Below are 17374 nucleotides of genomic sequence, written 5' to 3' on the forward strand. Positions count from 1 at the left end.
CCAGCGTGACGGCGTGAACCTCGAAGGGGCCAGGGTGCTGGTGACGGGCGCGGGCGGTGGGCTGGGCACGCCCCTGGTCGAGGGGCTGCTGCGCGCCGGGGCGCGGGTCGTCGTCAGCAGCCGCGCGCCGCGGGAGGTGCCCGGCACCCGGGCGGTCGCCGCGGACCTGCGCCTGCCGGGGGAGCCGGAGCGGCTCGTGGAGGAGGCGGTCGCGCACCTGGGTGGTCTGGACGGCCTGGTCCACGCGGCGGGGGTGGTGGCCTTCGGGCCGGCGACCGAGGCCGACGACGACCTGCTCGACGAGCTGTTCCTGGCCGACGCGATCGGCCCGATCCGGTTGCTGCGGGCCGCGGTGCCGCACCTGCGGGCCGGGCGGGACCCGTTCGCGGTGGTGGTCAGCGCCGTGGTGGCCGAGCGGCCGCAGCCGGGGATGGCGGCCTACTCGGCGGCGAAGGCGGCGCTGTCGGCGTTCGTGCGGGCCCTGGCCCGCGAGGAGCGGTTCCGGGTCCTGGACGTGCGGCCCCCGCACACCGAGACGGGACTGGCGACGCGGCCGGTGGCCGGGACGGCGCCGCGGCTGCCGGCGGGGCTGGCGCCGCAGGAGGTGGCCGACCGGGTGCTGCGGGCGGTGACCGGCGGGGAGCGGGAGCTGGGCGCGGCGGCCTTCACCCGCCCGGCCTGAACCGCCGCCCGGACCCCGGCCCGCGCAGCCGCCCGACCCGCCGGCCCGGTCACGGACGTAGACTCGTCGGTCGTGGCCACCGACTTCCCCGCCGAGATCTCCGCCCTCCGCACGACGTACGCGTCGATCCGGGAGGTGTCGGACCTGGAGGGGCTGCGCACGGAACTGGCCGACCTCAACGACCAGGCCGCCGCGCCGGACCTGTGGGACGACCCCGAGAGCGCGCAGGGCGTGACGAGCCGCCTGTCGTACGTGCAGGCCGAGCTGGAGCGCATCGAGAAGATGGGCGGGCGCATCGACGACCTCGAGGTGCTCGTGGAGCTCGCCGAGTCCGAGGGCGACGCCGACTCCCTGGCCGAGGCCGAGGAGGAGCTCACCGGGATCCGCAAGGCCCTGGCCGAGCTGGAGGTCCGCACCCTGCTGTCGGGGGAGTACGACCCGCGCGAGGCGCTGGTCACGATCCGCGCCGAGGCCGGGGGCGTCGACGCGGCCGACTTCGCGCAGATGCTCATGCGGATGTACCTGCGCTGGGCCGAGCGCCGCGGGTACAAGAGCGAGGTCTACGACACCTCCTACGCCGAGGAGGCCGGCATCAAGTCCGCGACCTTCAAGGTCGCCGCGCCCTACGCGTACGGCACCCTCAGCGTCGAGCAGGGCACCCACCGCCTGGTGCGGATCTCGCCGTTCGACAACCAGGGCCGCCGGCAGACGTCGTTCGCCGGGGTCGAGGTGCTGCCCGTGGTGGCCGAGACCGACCACATCGAGATCCCCGAGAACGACGTCCGCGTCGACGTGTACCGGTCCTCGGGCCCGGGCGGGCAGTCGGTCAACACGACCGACTCCGCGGTGCGCCTGACCCACCTGCCGACCGGGATCGTGGTGACCTGCCAGAACGAGAAGTCGCAGCTGCAGAACAAGGCCGCCGCGATGCGCGTCCTGCAGGCCAAGCTGCTGGAGAAGGCCCGTCAGGACCGGCAGGCCGAGCTCGACGCGCTCAAGGGCGAGGACTCCGGGTCGTGGGGGAACCAGATGCGTTCCTACGTCCTGCAGCCCTACAAGATGGTCAAGGACCTGCGCACGAACTTCGAGGTCGGCAACACCGACGGCGTCTTCGACGGGGAGATCGACAGCTTCCTCGACGCGGGCATCCGGTGGCGCAAGCAGCGCGAGGGCTGACCGACCGGCTGGGCGCTCACGCTCAGCCACAGACCTTAGGGTGTGAGTGATGATCACCTTCGAGCACGTCAGCAAGCTCTACGGCGAGGGGCACCGCCCCGCGCTCGCCGAGGTGACCCTCCAGATCGACAAGGGCGACTTCGTCTTCCTCGTCGGGCCGTCCGGGTCGGGCAAGTCGACCTTCCTGCGGCTGGTGCTGAAGGAGGAGAGGGCGAGCAGCGGGTCGGTCCAGGTCAACGGCCGCGACGTGGGGCGCCTGCGGTCCTGGAAGGTCCCGCAGCTGCGCCGCCAGATCGGCGTGGTCTTCCAGGACTTCCGGCTGCTGGCCGACAAGACGGTCTTCGAGAACGTCGCGTTCGCGCTGCAGGTCCTCGGCAAGCCCCGGCACGTCATCGCCCAGACCGTCCCGGAGACCCTGGGGCTGGTCGGGCTGGGCGGCAAGGAGAAGCGCCGCCCGCACGAGCTGTCCGGCGGTGAGCAGCAGCGGGTGGCGATCGCCCGCGCGTTCGTCAACCGGCCCGCGATCCTGCTCGCCGACGAGCCCACCGGCAACCTCGACCCGGAGACCAGCGTCGGGATCATGAAGCTGCTCGACCGCATCAACCGCACGGGGACCACCATTCTCATGGCCACGCACGACGACGACATCGTCGACCAGATGCGCAAGCGGGTCGTCGAGCTGCGCGACGGCCGCGTCGTGCGCGACGAGGACCGCGGCGTCTACGGATCGGGCCGCTGATGCGCCTCGGGTTCGTCCTGTCCGAGATGGGCGCCGGGCTGCGGCGCAACTTCACGATGACGATCGCGGTGGTCCTGGTGACCATGGTGTCGTTGTTCTTCTTCGGAACCGGCCTGCTCGTGCAGAAGCAGGTGGGGATCCTCAAGGGGGAGTGGTACGACCGGGTGCAGGTCTCGATCTTCCTGTGCGGGGACGACTCCCCGGTGGACCGCTGCCCCGCCGGGGCGGTCACCGACGACCAGCGCGCCGCCCTGCAGGCGCAGCTGCAGGCCGACCCGCGCGTGGACCGGGTGTTCTACGAGTCCAAGCAGGAGGCGTTCGAGAACTTCAAGGAGACGACGAACACCTCCATCACCGACAACATCACCGCCGACCAGCTGCCGGAGTCCTTCCGGGTCCGGCTCGTCGACCCCGAGGGGTACCTCGACGTCAGCGCCGACTACCTCTCCTCGCCCGGCGTCGAGGACGTCCCCGACCAGCAGGCCATCCTGCAGCCGCTGTTCACGGTGCTGAACGTCGCCACGAACATCGCGCTCGGCCTGGCCGCGCTGATGCTGCTGTGCTCGATGATGCTGGTCTCCACCACGATCCGCCTCACCGCGTTCAGCCGTCGCCGCGAGACGACGATCATGCGGCTCGTGGGGGCCTCGCGCGCGCTGATCCAGCTGCCGTTCGTCCTCGAGGGCGTCGTCGCCAGCCTGCTGGGCGGGGTGCTGGCCTCGACCGCGCTGTGGGCGATGGTGAACTTCGGGGTGTCCCGGCTGCAGAACCGGCCCGGGTTCACGACCCGGCTCATCGACACCGGGGACGTGCTGACGCAGACGGCGCCGATCATCGTCGGCGTCGGGGTCGTGTTCGCGGTCATCGCCTCCCTGTTCAGCCTCCGCCGGTGGCTGAGGGTCTGAGAACCGCCGTGCGGGCGCCGGTCCCCGGCACCTAGACTGGAAGGCTCAGCCACCACCCGAGGAGGGACGACGTGCCGCGCGAAACCGGGCGGAAGAACATCGCCAGCAACCGCAAGGCGCGCCACGACTACTTCATCGATGACACCTACGAGGCCGGCATCAGCCTCATGGGCACCGAGGTCAAGGCGCTGCGGATGGGCCGGGCCTCCCTCGTGGACGGGTTCGCCCACATCGACCGCGGGGAGATGTGGCTGGAGGGCGTGCACATCCCCGAGTACGTCCAGGGCACCTGGACGAACCACACGCCGCGGCGCAAGCGCAAGCTGCTGCTGCACCGCGCCGAGATCGACCGGTGGGCCGGCAAGGTCCGCGAGTCGGGCCTGACGATCGTGCCGCTGGCGCTGTACTTCGTCGACGGCCGGGTCAAGGTCGAGATCGGCCTGGCCCGCGGGAAGAAGAACTACGACAAGCGGCACACCCTGCGCGAGAAGCAGGACAAGCGCGAGGCCGAGCGCGCCATGTCCCAGCGTCGGAACCGCTGACGACGATCTGCTGATGCGCGCACCCCGATCACCGGCTGTGATCGGGGCATGCGCAGCGTCCTGCTCGGCTCCCTCGCCGCGGCCGTCGTCCTCGTCGGCCCGCTGGCCCTCCCGGCCGCCGCCGCCGACGGCGAACGCGTCGTCTCCGTCACCGCCGGCCTGACCGTCGAGCGCGACGGCTCGCTGCGGGTGCGCGAGGAGATCGTCTACGACTTCGGCGACGACGGGCACCACGGCCTGGAACGGGTCGTCCCCGTCCGCGCCCGCCACGACCGGACGCACGACCGCAGCTACCCCGTGCGGGACCTGCGGGTCGAGAGCCCCAGCGGCGCCCCCACGCAGGTCGGGACCGAGACCGACGGCGACTTCCTCGACGTGCGGATCGGCGACCCCGACTCCGAGGACGTGCGGGGCGAGCAGACGTACGTGCTGACGTACACCGTCCCGGCCGTCGCCGACGCCCGGCCCGACGGCTCGGCCCGGATCGCCTGGGACGCCGTGGGCACCGGCTGGCAGGTGCCGATCGACCGCGTCGAGGTGTCGCTGAGCGCCCCCGCCCCGCTGCTGGAGGCCCGGTGCACCGCCGGCGGGGAGGGCAGCACCCGCCCCTGCGGCACGACGGCCGCTGCGACGGCCCCGGGCACCACCGCGTTCGTCGAGACCGGCCTCGGCGAGGAGGAGGGGGTGACGGTCTCGGCCACCGTGCCCGCGGGCGCGCTGGACCCCGCCCCGCCGATCCTGCTCGACACCTTCAGCCCCGCGCGGGCCTTCGCCGCGACCCCCGCGACGCTGGGCGCGTCGGCGGCCGTCCTGCTCGCCGGGGCGCTGGCGATGCTGGGGCTGCGCCGGCGCCGCGACCCGGCCGCGCCGGGCGCGCCGGTCGACGTGACGCAGCTGCCCCCGGGGGTGGTGGGGGCCGTCGTGCACCGCGGCGCGCGCGACGTCGACGTCGTCGCCACCCTGCTCGACCTCGCCCAGCGCGGGCACCTGTCCATCGAGGAGGTCGGGGACGGCGACGACTGGTCCCTGCACCGGCTCGAGGCGCGCGACCCGCTGCGCCCGGCCGAGCAGCGGCTGCTGGCGACGGTGTTCGCCGGCGGCTCCCGCACGTCCCTGTCGACGGTGCGGACCACGGCCCGGACGGGGACGCAGCTGACCCGGGAGGCGCTGGAGGACGACGCCGTGGCCCGCGGGCTGTTCTCCGCGCGCCCGGCGCGGCTCGCGCTGCGGCGCGCCGGTGCGGGCCTGCTGGTCGCGCTGGCCGGGGCGGTCGCGACGGTCCTGCTCGCGCTGTGGACGTCCTGGGCCCTCGTGGGGGTCGCCGTCGCGGTGGTGGGGCTGGTCCTGACCGTGGTGGGGCTGGTCACGGCGGACCCGCTGACCGCCGCGGGCGCGCACGTCCGCGGCCGGGCGGGGGAGTTCGCCACGACCCTGACGCGGTCGGCGGCCCCGGAGCGCTTCACCCGGCTCGTCCCGTACGCGGTGGCGCTGGACGCGACGGGGGCGTGGGCCGCGGGGGCCCGGTCGCTGCACGCCCCGGTCCCCGCACCGCCGTGGTACTCGGGGCGGGCGGTGGACGGCTCGACGTTCAACGTCGCGCTGTTCGCCGGGACGATGGGCGGGTTCTCGGCGAGCACGTCCGACGCGCTCAGCGCCGCGCCGCCCTCGTCGACGGGCTCCTCGAGCGGCCCGACGTACACCGGGGGCGGCGCCGGCGGGGGCGGGGGCGGCTCCTGGTGAGGCCCGGCCGGCGGCCGGCCCGGGAATGCGGACGACGGGGGCCGCGTTGCAGGGTAAGCTGGACGCACAACTCAACACGGGGATGACAGGTTTCGACGTTGGTCGTCGAGCCAGGGGAAGCGGGTCGAGGATGCATGGTCATCTCGTCAACGATCCATGCAAACCAATAGGTGCCGATTCCAAGCGCACCGAGTTCGCCCTCGCCGCCTGAGCGAGCGCGACTCTGTCAGCCCGGGTGCGCTCCCGCCCCGGGTCCTGGCATCGACTAGGGAGCTCACCCCTCGCGGAGGTCGCGTACGCGAGGGGGACAACCAACGCGGCTGGGCCCGGCGATGACATGCCTGTATGAGCATCGGGGCCGAGCAGACCGCTGAACAGGATGCACCCGGAGAAGCCCTGGTACCACGCTGACGGACGCGGGTTCGATTCCCGCCATCTCCACCACCACGACGCAGGCCGTCCCGGTCCACCGGGGCGGCCTTCGTCGTCCCCGGCCCTCTCCCGCGGGCGTAGGCCCGGGGGCGGACCCCCGGGCCCGCGGTTCCGTCCCCGCTCCGACGCGGGGCCGGCGGGCCGCGCGGGACGCTCGGGACATGGACCTCCTCCACGCCCGCGACCTCGTCATGACCTACGGATCGACCCGCGCGCTCGACGGCGTCGACGTCACCGTGCGCGCCGGTGAGTCCGTCGCCGTCATGGGCCCCTCCGGTTCCGGCAAGACGACCCTGCTGCACGTCCTGGCCGGGATCGTCCGGCCCACCTCCGGGACGGTCGCCCTCGCCGGTGACGACCTCGTCGCGATGGGCGACGCCACCCGGACCAAGCTGCGCCGCGACCGCTTCGGCTTCGTCTTCCAGTCCGGTCAGCTCCTGTCCGAGCTGCCCGCCGAGGAGAACGCCGCGCTGCCCCTGATGCTCGGCGGGCTCGGTCGCGCCGCCGCGGTGGAGCGGGCGGGCGGGCTGCTGCGCCGCCTGGGCCTGGCCGGGATGGAGCGCCGCCCGGGGGAGCTGTCGGGCGGGCAGGCGCAGCGCGTCGCCATCGCGCGGGCCCTCGTGGGGCGCCCCGAGGTCGTCTTCGCCGACGAGCCCACCGGGGCGCTGGACCAGGCCACCGGCCGGGAGGTGCTGGACCTGCTGACGTCGGTGGCCCGGGAGAACGGGGCGGCGCTCGTGGTCGTCACCCACGACGCGGGGGTCGCGCGCTGGTGCGACCGGACGCTGGCCATGCGCGACGGCCGGGTCGTGTCGGAGTTCACCGCCCCCGTGGAGGTGGCCCGGTGAGCGCGACGACGCGGATCTGGTGGTCGCTGGCCCGGCACACCCACGCCGAGACCAGGCTCCCGACGGTCCTGGCCGTCACCGCGTTCGCCGTCACGACGTGGGTGGTGCTCACGGTGGCCGGCGGGGTGCAGGCCTTCGACGCGCGGGCCGCGGCGCCGGGGGCCGGGGACGAGGAGGGCACGTACCGGTTCCTGTCGTGGATCGCCGTGGCGCTGCTGGTGGTGCCGACGGCGACCCTGGGGGCGGCGGCGGCCCGGCTGACCGTCGCGCGCCGCGACGAGCGGCTGGCGCGGCTGCGGCTGGCGGGGGCCACGAGCGGGCAGATCGGGGCGATCGCGCTCCTGGACGCCGGGGCGCAGGCCCTGGCCGGGGCGGTGGCCGGGATCGTGCTGGACCTGGCGGCGCTGCCGCTGGTCGCGCAGCTGCGCTTCCAGGGCCGCACCTTCGACGTGGCCGAGCTGCGGCTGGGGGCCGGGCCCGTGCTGGCCGTCGCGCTCTCGGTGCTGCTGGTGGCGCTGGTGTCGTCGGCGGTCAGCCTGCGGCGGGTCGCGATCACCCCGCTGGGGGTGGCGCAGCGCCTGCCGCAGAAGGGCCTGAGCTGGGCCCGGGTGCTGCCGGTCCTGCTGCTCGGCGGGGGCTTCGTGGTCGCGTTCAACGCCAGCAGCGTCCTGTTCGGCCAGGGGGCGGCCTTCGCGGCGCTGGTCCTGGTGGGGCTGCTGGGGGGCGCGTTCGCGGTGTTCAACCTCGTGGGGCCGCTGTTCGTCTCGGTGCTGGGGCGGGTGCTCGGCGCCCGGGCCCGCACCGTCCCGACGCTGCTGGCGGCGCGGCGGATGACGGAGGACCCGAAGTCGGTGTGGCGCAGCGTGGGGGGCATCTCGCTGGTGACGTTCGTCGCGGGCTGCCTGAGCGTGACCCCGGGGATGCGGCAGGGGCCGCAGGACGCGCTGATGACGGACATCGGGACGGGCACGTCGGTCACGCTGGTGATCTGCGCCGTCCTGGCGGCCGTCTCGACGGGGGTCACGCAGGCGTCGCGGGTGCTGGACTCCCGGTCGCGGTACCGGATGCTGCACCTGGCCGGGACGGACGTCGCGGTCCTGCACGCGGCGCGGGCGCGGGAGACGTGGGTCCCGCTGGTGGTGACGATGGGCGGGGCGGCGGCGCTGTCGCTGCTCATCGTCTCGCCGGTGATCGCCCTGCTGCAGTCGGCGCCGGTGGGGGTGCTGTGGTTCGCCGGGGCCGCGGTGGGCGCGGCGGTGCTCGTGCTGCTGGCGGCGCGGGCGAGCCGACCGCTGCTGCAGGCGTGCGCGACGGCCACCCCGACCGGAATCCCGTCTCGCTGAGTCACACCCGGACACGCTGTGTCGCAACGTGTCCGCCGTGTCAGCGACATTCCGGAACTCGGGGGGGAGGTCGTGCTCGCACCTCGTACCGTCTGGTGACACCGGCCGACCGTGCCGGGACGGCGGGGGGGAAACGCAGTGCAGGACGCCGACTACCGGCGCCTCGTGGAGGACTCGCCGCTGGCGACCGTGCTGGTCGAGCGCGCGACCGGGGACGGCGCTCCCGGGTGGCGCGCGACGTGGCTCAACCGGGCGGCGGCCGACCTGTTCGCGGTGCCGACGGCCCCGCGGCCGGTGGCCGGGCTCGTCCACCCCGACGACCTGCCCGACGTGCTCGCCGCGCTGGACCGCGGTGCCGGCGGGGACCGGACCGCGCACGAGTGGCGCTTCCTGTCCGGCGACGGCGGCGTCGTCACGGTCGAGGTGCTCATCGGCCCCGCGGGCCGGGGCGCGGACGCGCTGACCCTGTCGTGCTGGGACGTGACCCAGCACGTCGAGCGGGCCCGCGACCTCACCCACCGCGCCACCCACGACCGCCTCACGGGCCTGCCGAACCGGGGGCTGCTGGAGGACCGCTGGGAGCTGGCGCGGTCCCGGGCCCGCCGGTCCGGGGACGCGCCGCTCGTCGCGTTCTGCGACGTCGACGACCTCAAGCAGCTGAACGACGAGCACGGCCACCTCGTGGGGGACCGGGCGCTGGTGCGGATCGCGGAGCGGCTGGCGGGGGTCTCGCGGGCGGGCGACACCGTGGCCCGCTTCGGCGGTGACGAGTTCATCGTCCTGGTGGACACCTCCGCCGAGGTCGACCCGCGGGCGCTGGAGCAGCGGCTGCGCGAGGCGGTGTCGGGGGTCCTGGTGGACCTGCCCGACGGGTCGCGCGTGTCCGTGCGGTGCAGCGTGGGGCTGGTGGCCGACGACCTGTCGGAGTCGACGGCGGAGGTCCTGGCCCGCGCCGACCGGCACATGTACGAGGACAAGCGCCGCCACCGGTCCTGAGGGCCGTCCGGTCAGGACGGTGACGCCGCCAGCCGGCGGTGGGCGAGCGCCGGGCCGAGCGCGGCGAACCGCCCGTGCCGGACGTGCTCGACGAGGACGGCGACCTCGGCGGCGGTGAGGCCGCCGCCGAACCAGCGCAGGACGCCGTCGTGCGCGAGCCCGAGCTGGGCGCCGGGCACGGGCGGGGTGCGGTCGAGGGCGACGAGCACCCCGTGGGTGGTGCCGCGGACGGCGGGCCGCAGCCGCGCGAGCAGCCCGACCTCCTCGGCGGGGACCAGCAGCCAGGTGTTCACCCCACCCACTGTAGAGAATCGTTCTCAAGAAGGCGACGGGGTAGCGTCCCCGGGGTGAGTCGACTCTTCACCCCGATCACCCTGCGCGGCACCACGCTGCCCAACCGCGTGTGGGTCTCGCCCATGTGCCAGTACTCCTGCGACCCCGTCGCCGCCCCCGGTGTCCCGAACGACTGGCACCTCGTCCACCTCGGCGGCCTCGCCGTCGGTGGCGCCGGGCTGGTCCTCACCGAGGCCGCCGCCGTCCTGCCCGAGGGCCGGATCAGCCCGTACGACGCCGGGCTGTGGAACGACGAGCAGGCCCGCGCCTGGGCCCGGGTCGTCGACTTCGTGCACGGCCAGGGCGCGGCCGCCGGCGTCCAGCTCGCCCACGCCGGCCGCAAGGCCAGCACCCACCGGCCCTGGGACGAGCGCTCCGGGACCGTCCCGGCCGCCGAGGGCGGCTGGGAGACCGTCGGCCCCAGCGCGCTGCCGCACGGCGACCTCGCCGTCCCGCGCGAGCTCGACGCCGAGGGGATCGCCGCGGTCGTGCGCGCCTTCGCCGAGGCCGCCCGCCGCGCCGACGCCGCCGGGTTCGACGTCGTCGAGCTGCACGCCGCCCACGGCTACCTGCTGCACCAGTTCCTCTCGCCGCTGTCCAACCAGCGCACCGACGCCCACGGCGGCTCCTTCGAGAACCGCGTCCGGCTGCTGCTGGAGGTCCTCGACGCCGTCCGCGCCGTCTGGCCGGCCGACAAGCCGGTCCTCGTGCGGATCAGCACCTCCGACTGGGTCGAGGGCGGCTGGGACGTGGAGCAGTCGATCGCGCTGGCCCGCGAGCTCGCCGCCCACGGCGCCGACCTCGTCGACGCCAGCTCCGGGGGCAACGACCCGCGCCAGGAGATCCCCGTCGGCCCCGGCTACCAGGTGCCGAACGCGGGCCGCGTCCGGCGCGAGGCGGGCGTGCCCGTCGCGGCCGTCGGGCTCATCCTCGAACCCGCCCAGGCCGAGCAGGTCCTGGTCAGCGGCGAGGCCGACGCCGTCCTGCTGGCCCGGCCGCTGCTGGCCGACCCGCGCTGGCCGCAGCGCGCCGCCGTCGCCCTGCACGCGGCGCGGGAGGTGCCGTGGCCGGCGCAGTACGCGCGCGCCACGCGCGACCCGGTGCCGCTGGCCCGCCCGTTCCCTCGCCCGGGCGTCGACGGCGCGTCATGATGAGGAGGTGACGAGCGAGACCGCGAGCCTGACCGGTCGTCTCCTGCTGGCGACCCCCTCGCTGAGCGACCCCAACTTCGCCCGGTCGGTGGTCCTGGTGCTCAACCACGACGACGACGGGGCCCTCGGGGTCGTCGTCAACCGCCCGCTGGACGTCGACGTCGCCGCGGTGCTGCCCGGCTGGCAGCGGTTCGCCACCGCCCCCGGCAAGCTGTTCCAGGGCGGGCCGGTGGCGCTGGACTCCGCCCTGGGCCTGGTCGCCGTCCCGGGGGACCGGCCCGACCCGCAGGGCGTGCGGCGCGTCTTCGGGTCCGTCGGGCTCGGGTCGGTGGGGCTGGTCGACCTCGACACCCCGCCGGAGTCGATCGTCGCGGAGCTGTCGGGCCTGCGGATCTTCGCCGGCTACGCGGGCTGGAGCGCGGCCCAGCTCGAGGGGGAGATCGCCGAGGGGGCCTGGTTCGTGCTGCCCGCCGAGGCCCGCGACGCCTTCAGCGACGCCCCGCAGGACCTGTGGGGCGACGTCCTGCGCCGCCAGGGCGGCGACCTCGCCCTCGTCGCGAGCTTCCCCAGCGACGTCTCGATGAACTAGGCGCCCGGCGCGCCCGTCGTACCATCGCCGCATGAGCTCGCCGACCGACGACCCGTTCCGCACCCAGCCCCAGCCGCAGGCGCCCACGGCCCCCTCGCGCACGGCGGTCCTGGACCGCGAGGAGCAGGTCCAGGAGGAGGCGTCCCCCGGCGACCACGAGCGCTTCGCGCACTACGTGAAGAAGGAGAAGATCATGGAGTCGGCCCTGTCGGGCGACCCCGTGATCGCGCTCTGCGGCAAGGTGTGGGTCCCCGGCCGCGACCCCAAGCGGTTCCCGGTCTGCCCGACCTGCAAGGAGATCTACGAGAGCCTGTCCGGCGGCGGCAAGGGCGACGGCAAGGGCTGAACGCCCGGCGAGTCGCCACGCCGGAGCACGCGCGGTCGTCGTCTACGGTGGACGGACCCATGAGCACGACCGAACACGAACCCCAGCTGGCCCTGGCCGACACCACCCCCGGCCCCGTGGTCGACGCTCCCGGCGTCCCCGCGGCCCGGCCGCTGCGGGCGTGGCAGAACGCCGCGCTGGAGCGGTACTTCGACCCCGGGCGGGAGGAACCCGCCGACTACCTCGTCACCGCGACCCCGGGCGCGGGGAAGACGACGTTCGCCCTCGCGCTGGCCCGCCGGTTGCTGGACACCCGGCGCGTCGACCGCGTCGTCGTCGTGGCGCCCACCGACCACCTGCGCACCCAGTGGGCCGAGGCCGCCCACCGCGCCGGGATCGAGCTGGACCCCACGATGACCAACGCCGTCGGGCCCGTCCGGCCGGACATGAAGGGCTACGTCACGACGTACGCCCAGGTCGCCGGGCACCCGATGCTGCACCGCGCCCGCGCCACCGCGAAGAAGTCCCTGGTGGTCATGGACGAGATCCACCACGCCGGGGACGGCCTGTCCTGGGGCGAGGCGGTCTTCGAGGCCTTCGGCGACGCCCGCCGCCGGCTGTCGCTGACGGGGACGCCGTTCCGCACCAAGGCCGACGAGCGGATCCCGTTCGTCTCCTACGTCGAGGACGACTCGGTGGAGTCCGAGGGCGGCCTGAAGTCCGTCGCCGACTACACCTACGGCTACAAGGACGCCCTCGCCGACGGCGTCGTCCGGCCCGTCGTCTTCGCCGCCTACACCGGCGTCTCGCGGTGGCGGAACTCCGCCGGGGAGGTGGTCGCGGCCTCCCTGTCCGACGCCACGACGAAGTCGGTGGAGTCGCTGGCCTGGAAGACCGCGCTGGACCCGCGCGGGGACTGGGTCCCGCACGTCATCGCCGCGATGGACGAGCGGCTGAACCACCTGCGCGAGCACGGCATGCACGACGCCGCCGGCCTCGTGCTGGCCTCCGACCAGGACGACGCCCGCGCCTACGCCAAGATCGTCCAGCGGGTCACGGGGGAGAAGCCCGCGCTGATCCTGTCCGACGACCCCAAGGCGTCGCAGAAGATCTCCGAGTTCGCCGGGAGCGACCAGCGGTTCGTCGTCTGCGTCCGCATGATCTCCGAGGGCGTCGACGTGCCCCGCGCGGCGTGCCTGGCCTGGATGACGTCGTACCGGACCCCGCTGTTCTTCGCCCAGGCCGTCGGGCGCGTCGTGCGGTCCCGGGCGCCGGGGGAGTCGGCCACGGTGTTCCTGCCCGCCGTGCGCCCGCTGCTGGCGCTGGCCGCGGAGATGGAGACCGACCGCAACCACGTCATCCCGCCGCCGGCGCCGGTGTCCTCCGACGAGGTCGACGAGGGCGGGCTGGACCTGCTGCCGGCGCCCGAGCGGGAGCCGGGGGAGAAGCAGGAGTACGAGGCGCTGGAGGCGCAGGCCGAGTTCGCGCACGTCCTGCACGGCGGCAAGGCCGTCACCGGCGGCCAGCTGCCGGCCGTCAGCGTCGAGGAGCAGGACTTCCTCGGGCTGCCCGGGCTGCTGTCGCCGGAGCAGACCGCGGCGCTGCTGTCCCAGCGCGACGCCGAGATCCGCAAGCGCACGGCCCGGCCGGTCGAGCCCGCCGACCAGGACGCGACCGGCGAGGCCGAACCGGAGCAGGAGGACGCGGCCTGGCACACGGCCGCGCTGCTGCGCAAGGAGATCCACTCCCTCGTCGGGCGGGTCGCGGCCGGCCGCGCCCTGCCGCACGCCTCGGTGTACTCCAAGCTGCGCGCGGCCGTCCCCGGCCCGCCGTCGGCGTCGGCGTCGGTGGACGTGCTGCGGCGCCGCCGGGACCACCTCCTGGCCATGGTCTAGGTTGCTGGGATGCCGGAGATCGTCCAGCGGACCATGGTCCGCGCCCCCGTGGAGGAGGTCTTCGACATGTCGCTCGACCTCGACGTCGAGCGGGTCGCGGGCAAGCGGTTCGGGGTCCGCGCGGTCGAGGGCGCGGGCCGGACGACGGGCCGCATCGAGCTCGGCGAGAAGGTGCGCTGGCGGCTGCGGATCCTGGGGTTCCCCGTCACCCACACCTCGCACATCGTCGAGCTGGACCGGCCCCACCGGTTCGTCGACGAGATGTCCGCCGGGGCGTTCGCGCAGTTCCGGCACGAGCACTCGTACGTCCCCGAGGGCCCGCAGATGACGATCATGACCGACCGGATGTCGTGGCGGTCCCCCTACGGGGTCCTGGGCCGGGTCGCCGACGCGCTGTTCGTCCGGCGGACGCTGCGCCAGCTGCTGGCCGACCGCAACTCCGAGATCGTGCGCCGCTTCAGCTGAGGAACCCGCTGCCCCGCACGCCCGTTGGCCGGGTATGGGATTCCTGGACAACCTCAAGAGCAAGGGCCTGCTGGCGGGCGACCAGCTGAAGACGAAGGTCGGTCAGTTCAAGAGCAAGGACTTCGCCGAGGCCTCGATGGCCACGTGCGCGCTCATCGCCGCCGCCGACGGCAGCATCGAGCCGGAGGAGCGGCAGAAGACCGCCGCGTTCATCGCCAGCAACGACGTGCTGTCGGTCTTCAACGCCGGTGACCTGCGCGAGTCCTTCGACAAGTGGTGCGGCAAGCTCACCGCCGACTACGACTTCGGCAAGATCGAGGCGCTGCAGGCCGTCGGGAAGCTGCGCAGCAAGCCCGAGCAGGCGCGCGCGGTCGTCCAGGTCGGTGTCGTCATCGGCGGCGCGGACGGCGACTTCGACCCGACCGAGCAGCGGGCCGTCCGGGAGATCTGCCAGGCCGTGGGCATCGACGCCTCCGAGTTCGGCGTCGCCTGAGCACCGGCCCCTCGAGGAACTGGCACCCTGACACCCATGAGCACGCCCGCCGGGTGGTACCCGGACCCGTCCGACCCCTCCCGGTCCCAGCTGCGCTGGTGGGACGGGGCGCAGTGGACCGAGCACGTCCACGCCCAGGCCCCCGTCCACCAGCCGCACGCGCAGCAGCCCCACCAGCAGCCGTACGCGCCGCAGCAGCACGCCCACCCGCAGTACCCGCCGTCGCAGTACCCGGCCCCGGGGGTGCGGGCCATCGCGACGCCCGACGGGCAGGCGCTGGGGAACCTGGGACTGCGCCTGGTGGCCCGTGTCATCGACGCGCTGCTCGTCACGGTCATCGCCTCGCTGGCGGGCTGGGCGCCGCTGCGCACGATGAACGCGATCGTCGAACCGGTCACGCAGGACATGCTGACCGGCGGCACGGGGTGGCTCACCGCCTTCTCGGACGTGGCCCGGAACACGACCTACCTGGCCGCCCAGCGGGAGCTGACCCTCATCACCGTGGTGGTGAGCGCCGTCTACACGATCCTGACGATCCGCTTCTACGGCGCGACGCCGGGCAAGGCGATCTGCCGCCTGCGCGTGCGGGACTGGCAGCGTCCCGGGCTGCCGACCTTCGGCCAGGCCGTCGTGCGCTGGATCGGCAGCGACATGCTCGGCTCCATCGTCGGCCTGTGGTACCTCATCGACTTCCTCTGGCCGTGCTGGGACCAGCGGCGGCAGGCCCTGCACGACAAGCTCGCCCGCACCGTCGTGGTGAAGCGGCGCTGACCCGGCCCGAGCCGACTCACCCCAGGACGGGGTCACCCACGAGGGTGACCCCGTCCTCGCGCATCTGCGCCAGGGCCCGCTCGACGCCGTCCGCGGAGATCCCCGCCGTCAGCCCCAGCAGGACGGTCGTGCGGAACCCGGCCCGCGCCGCGTCCAGCGCCGTCGCCCGCACGCAGTGGTCGGTGGCGATCCCGACGACGTGGACCTGCTCGACCCCCCGGCCGCGCAGCCAGTCCGCGAGGCCGGTGACGACCTCCCCGCCCTCGGGGTCCAGGTGGGTGCTGACGCCCTCGAACCCCGAGTAGGCCGCCGCGTACTGGCCCTTGCGGAACACCGCCTCCACCCGGGAGGTGTCCAGGTCGTCGTGCAGCAGCGCCCCGCTCGTCCCGGCGCGGCAGTGCACCGGCCAGCTGTCCACGAAGTCCGGGGTGTCGGAGAAGTGGTCGCCGGGGTCGACGTGGAAGTCCTGGGTGGCCACGACGTGGTCGTAGGCGATGCCCCGGCCGGTCGAGGTGTCCGTCGCCAGCAGCGCGCTGATCGCGCGGGCCACCTCGTCCCCGCCGGCGACCGCCAGCGACCCGCCGGGGCAGAAGTCGCGCTGCACGTCCACGACCACCAGCGCGCGGCGGCTCACGGGCGCACCCCCGCCCGCTGCGGGCCCAGCACCGTCGTCGGGACGGCCGGGTCGCCCTTGGACAGCGCCAGCCCGTCCCACGGCAGCGTCACCAGCGCCCGGCGCAGGTGCTCGCGGGACGTGGCCAGGTCCGGCAGCCCCTCGACGCGCACGCCGTCGCGCACCAGCGGCACCTGCAGCGGGCGGTCGTTCGGCTCGCGCTCGGGGGTGAACCCGACCCCCAGGACCTCCTCGGTGGCGGTGCCGGTGGGCCGGTGCCGGCGGACCGCGACCTTCCGGCCGCCCTGGGTGACCTTCGACGTCGACCGCTTCGCCACCGGCCGGCCCTCCACCTCGACGAGCTTGTAGACCAGCCCGGCCGTGGGGGCCCCCGAGCCCGTCACCAGCGAGGTCCCCACGCCGTACCCGTCGACGGGGGCCGAGCGCAGGGCGGCCAGGGCGAACTCGTCGAGGTCGCCGGAGACGACGATGCGCGTCGAGGTGGCCCCCAGGGAGTCCAGCTGCTCGCGGGCCTGCACCGCCAGGACCGCGAGGTCGCCGGAGTCGATGCGGACCGCGCCCAGGCCCGGCCCGGCGACCTCCACGGCCGTGGCGATGCCCGCGGTGATGTCGTAGGTGTCGACCAGCAGCGTCGTGCCGACGCCGAGCGCGGCGACCTGCGCGGCGAACGCCTCGGCCTCGGTGTCGTGCAGCAGCGTGAACGCGTGCGCCGACGTGCCCGAGGTGGGGATGCCGTAGGACGCCCCGGCCTGCAGGTTCGACGTCGAGGTGAACCCGGCCAGGTAGGCCGCGCGGGAGGCCGCGACCGCGGCCTGCTCGTGGGTGCGCCGCGAGCCCATCTCGATGAGGGGCCGCTCGCCGGCGGCCTGGGCCATCCGGGAGGCGGCCGCGGCGATCGCGCAGTCGTGGTTGAGGATCGACAGGACGACCGTCTCCAGCACGACCGCCTCGGCGAAGGTGCCCGTGACCGTGAGGATCGGGGAGCCGGGGAACCACAGCTCGCCCTCGGCGTACCCCTCGATCGAGCCGCCGAAGCGGTACCCGGCCAGCCAGTCCAGGGTCCGCTCGTCCAGCACCCCCCGCAGGCCGTCGAGCAGCTCGGGGTCGAAGGTGAAGTCGCGCACGGCGTCCAGGACGCGGCCGGTGCCGGCCACCACCCCGTACCGGCGCCCCTCGGGCAGGCGTCGGCCGAAGACCTCGAAGGTGCAGGCGCGCTCGCCCGTCCCGTCGGACAGGGCCGCCTGCAGCATCGTCAGCTCGTAGTGGTCCGTCAGCAGCGCTGTGCTCACCATGCAGCGAATCTAGCCATCCGGAG

General features: G+C 74.6%; 19 protein-coding genes and 1 other RNA gene. 17 read left to right on the forward strand and 3 right to left on the reverse strand.

Features of this window, described 5'->3' with window-relative positions:
- Positions 1 to 13: 13 nt before the first annotated feature.
- The 10 genes from ACRYM6_RS08035 to ACRYM6_RS08080 all read left to right on the forward strand — a co-directional run bounded on the left by ACRYM6_RS08035 (position 14) and on the right by ACRYM6_RS08080 (position 9403).
- Positions 14 to 682: an SDR family NAD(P)-dependent oxidoreductase gene (locus ACRYM6_RS08035; protein WP_432542332.1), complete on the forward strand. Its 669-nt coding sequence runs from the start codon at positions 14 to 16 to the stop codon at positions 680 to 682.
- Between the two features lie 72 nt (positions 683 to 754).
- Positions 755 to 1858, forward strand: coding sequence for a peptide chain release factor 2 (gene prfB, locus ACRYM6_RS08040; protein WP_432542333.1), 1104 nt, complete (start codon positions 755 to 757; stop codon positions 1856 to 1858).
- 49 nt (positions 1859 to 1907) lie between these two features.
- A complete protein-coding gene (gene ftsE, locus ACRYM6_RS08045; RefSeq protein ID WP_432542334.1) occupies positions 1908 to 2597 on the forward strand; it encodes a cell division ATP-binding protein FtsE in 690 nt (229 codons plus the stop codon).
- Positions 2597 to 3502 (forward strand): permease-like cell division protein FtsX, encoded by a 906-nt coding sequence (gene ftsX, locus ACRYM6_RS08050; protein ID WP_432542335.1) that lies wholly within the window; start codon positions 2597 to 2599, stop codon positions 3500 to 3502. The genes ftsE and ftsX overlap by 1 nt, the downstream gene beginning before the upstream one ends.
- Positions 3503 to 3573: 71 nt before the next feature.
- Complete coding sequence (gene smpB, locus ACRYM6_RS08055; protein WP_432542336.1) at positions 3574 to 4044, forward strand: SsrA-binding protein SmpB; 471 nt, start codon at positions 3574 to 3576, stop codon at positions 4042 to 4044.
- Positions 4045 to 4092: 48 nt separating this feature from the next.
- Complete coding sequence (locus ACRYM6_RS08060; RefSeq protein WP_432542337.1) at positions 4093 to 5784, forward strand: DUF2207 domain-containing protein; 1692 nt, start codon at positions 4093 to 4095, stop codon at positions 5782 to 5784.
- A 78-nt stretch (positions 5785 to 5862) separates the two neighbouring features.
- Positions 5863 to 6228, forward strand: a transfer-messenger RNA (tmRNA) gene (gene ssrA / locus ACRYM6_RS08065).
- Between the two features lie 149 nt (positions 6229 to 6377).
- The gene (locus tag ACRYM6_RS08070; RefSeq protein ID WP_432542338.1) at positions 6378 to 7064 is read left to right on the forward strand and encodes an ABC transporter ATP-binding protein; all 687 of its coding nucleotides are present in this window, start codon (positions 6378 to 6380) and stop codon (positions 7062 to 7064) included.
- Positions 7061 to 8407: an ABC transporter permease family protein gene (locus ACRYM6_RS08075; protein WP_432542339.1), complete on the forward strand. Its 1347-nt coding sequence runs from the start codon at positions 7061 to 7063 to the stop codon at positions 8405 to 8407. Before ACRYM6_RS08070 ends, ACRYM6_RS08075 begins: the two co-directional genes overlap by 4 nt.
- Positions 8408 to 8545: 138 nt before the next feature.
- A complete protein-coding gene (locus ACRYM6_RS08080) occupies positions 8546 to 9403 on the forward strand; it encodes a GGDEF domain-containing protein (RefSeq protein WP_432542340.1) in 858 nt (285 codons plus the stop codon).
- Between the two features lie 11 nt (positions 9404 to 9414).
- Here the strand turns inward: ACRYM6_RS08080 and ACRYM6_RS08085 are convergent, their stop codons facing one another.
- Positions 9415 to 9696, reverse strand: coding sequence for a hypothetical protein (locus ACRYM6_RS08085; RefSeq protein WP_432542341.1), 282 nt, complete (start codon positions 9694 to 9696; stop codon positions 9415 to 9417).
- Positions 9697 to 9750: 54 nt separating this feature from the next.
- Here ACRYM6_RS08085 and ACRYM6_RS08090 point away from each other — a divergent pair, with 54 nt between their 5' ends.
- From ACRYM6_RS08090 to ACRYM6_RS08120, 7 genes are read left to right on the forward strand one after another with little or no spacing between them, the layout of a single operon-like run.
- Positions 9751 to 10887, forward strand: a complete 1137-nt coding sequence (locus ACRYM6_RS08090; RefSeq protein ID WP_432542342.1) for an NADH:flavin oxidoreductase/NADH oxidase — start codon at positions 9751 to 9753, stop codon at positions 10885 to 10887.
- 7 nt (positions 10888 to 10894) lie between these two features.
- Entirely contained in the window at positions 10895 to 11476 is a 582-nt protein-coding gene (locus ACRYM6_RS08095; protein ID WP_432542343.1) for a YqgE/AlgH family protein, read from the forward strand.
- Between the two features lie 31 nt (positions 11477 to 11507).
- Positions 11508 to 11822: a DUF3039 domain-containing protein gene (locus ACRYM6_RS08100; RefSeq protein ID WP_432542344.1), complete on the forward strand. Its 315-nt coding sequence runs from the start codon at positions 11508 to 11510 to the stop codon at positions 11820 to 11822.
- A 59-nt stretch (positions 11823 to 11881) separates the two neighbouring features.
- Positions 11882 to 13696: a DEAD/DEAH box helicase gene (locus tag ACRYM6_RS08105; RefSeq protein ID WP_432542345.1), complete on the forward strand. Its 1815-nt coding sequence runs from the start codon at positions 11882 to 11884 to the stop codon at positions 13694 to 13696.
- Positions 13697 to 13705: 9 nt separating this feature from the next.
- On the forward strand, positions 13706 to 14161 hold the full coding sequence (locus ACRYM6_RS08110; RefSeq protein WP_432542346.1) for an SRPBCC family protein: 456 nt from the start codon (positions 13706 to 13708) through the stop codon (positions 14159 to 14161).
- 34 nt (positions 14162 to 14195) lie between these two features.
- Positions 14196 to 14654 (forward strand): tellurite resistance TerB family protein, encoded by a 459-nt coding sequence (locus ACRYM6_RS08115; RefSeq protein ID WP_432542347.1) that lies wholly within the window; start codon positions 14196 to 14198, stop codon positions 14652 to 14654.
- Between the two features lie 36 nt (positions 14655 to 14690).
- Positions 14691 to 15425, forward strand: coding sequence for an RDD family protein (locus ACRYM6_RS08120; protein WP_432542348.1), 735 nt, complete (start codon positions 14691 to 14693; stop codon positions 15423 to 15425).
- Between the two features lie 16 nt (positions 15426 to 15441).
- Here the strand turns inward: ACRYM6_RS08120 and ACRYM6_RS08125 are convergent, their stop codons facing one another.
- Together ACRYM6_RS08125 and ACRYM6_RS08130 are read right to left on the reverse strand one after the other, a co-directional pair.
- On the reverse strand, positions 15442 to 16059 hold the full coding sequence (locus ACRYM6_RS08125) for a nicotinamidase (protein ID WP_432542349.1): 618 nt from the start codon (positions 16057 to 16059) through the stop codon (positions 15442 to 15444).
- The gene (locus ACRYM6_RS08130) at positions 16056 to 17351 is read right to left on the reverse strand and encodes a nicotinate phosphoribosyltransferase (protein ID WP_432542350.1); all 1296 of its coding nucleotides are present in this window, start codon (positions 17349 to 17351) and stop codon (positions 16056 to 16058) included. Before ACRYM6_RS08130 ends, ACRYM6_RS08125 begins: the two co-directional genes overlap by 4 nt.
- Positions 17352 to 17374: the final 23 nt, after the last annotated feature.

The organism is Kineococcus rugosus (assembly GCF_050871975.1).
Taxonomy (GTDB): domain Bacteria; phylum Actinomycetota; class Actinomycetes; order Actinomycetales; family Kineococcaceae; genus Kineococcus.

Bases quoted from the DNA above. Each gene is read 5' to 3' on its own strand.
- ACRYM6_RS08130 (WP_432542350.1), bottom strand. From the start codon at position 17,351: ATGGTGAGCACAGCGCTGCTGACGGACCACTACGAGCTGACGATGCTG.
- ACRYM6_RS08100 (WP_432542344.1), top strand. From the start codon at position 11,508: ATGAGCTCGCCGACCGACGACCCGTTCCGCACCCAGCCCCAGCCGCAG.
- ftsE (WP_432542334.1), top strand. From the start codon at position 1,908: ATGATCACCTTCGAGCACGTCAGCAAGCTCTACGGCGAGGGGCACCGC.
- ACRYM6_RS08105 (WP_432542345.1), top strand. From the start codon at position 11,882: ATGAGCACGACCGAACACGAACCCCAGCTGGCCCTGGCCGACACCACC.
- ACRYM6_RS08070 (WP_432542338.1), top strand. From the start codon at position 6,378: ATGGACCTCCTCCACGCCCGCGACCTCGTCATGACCTACGGATCGACC.
- ACRYM6_RS08060 (WP_432542337.1), top strand. From the start codon at position 4,093: ATGCGCAGCGTCCTGCTCGGCTCCCTCGCCGCGGCCGTCGTCCTCGTC.
- ACRYM6_RS08120 (WP_432542348.1), top strand. From the start codon at position 14,691: ATGAGCACGCCCGCCGGGTGGTACCCGGACCCGTCCGACCCCTCCCGG.
- ftsX (WP_432542335.1), top strand. From the start codon at position 2,597: ATGCGCCTCGGGTTCGTCCTGTCCGAGATGGGCGCCGGGCTGCGGCGC.
- ACRYM6_RS08110 (WP_432542346.1), top strand. From the start codon at position 13,706: ATGCCGGAGATCGTCCAGCGGACCATGGTCCGCGCCCCCGTGGAGGAG.
- ACRYM6_RS08115 (WP_432542347.1), top strand. From the start codon at position 14,196: ATGGGATTCCTGGACAACCTCAAGAGCAAGGGCCTGCTGGCGGGCGAC.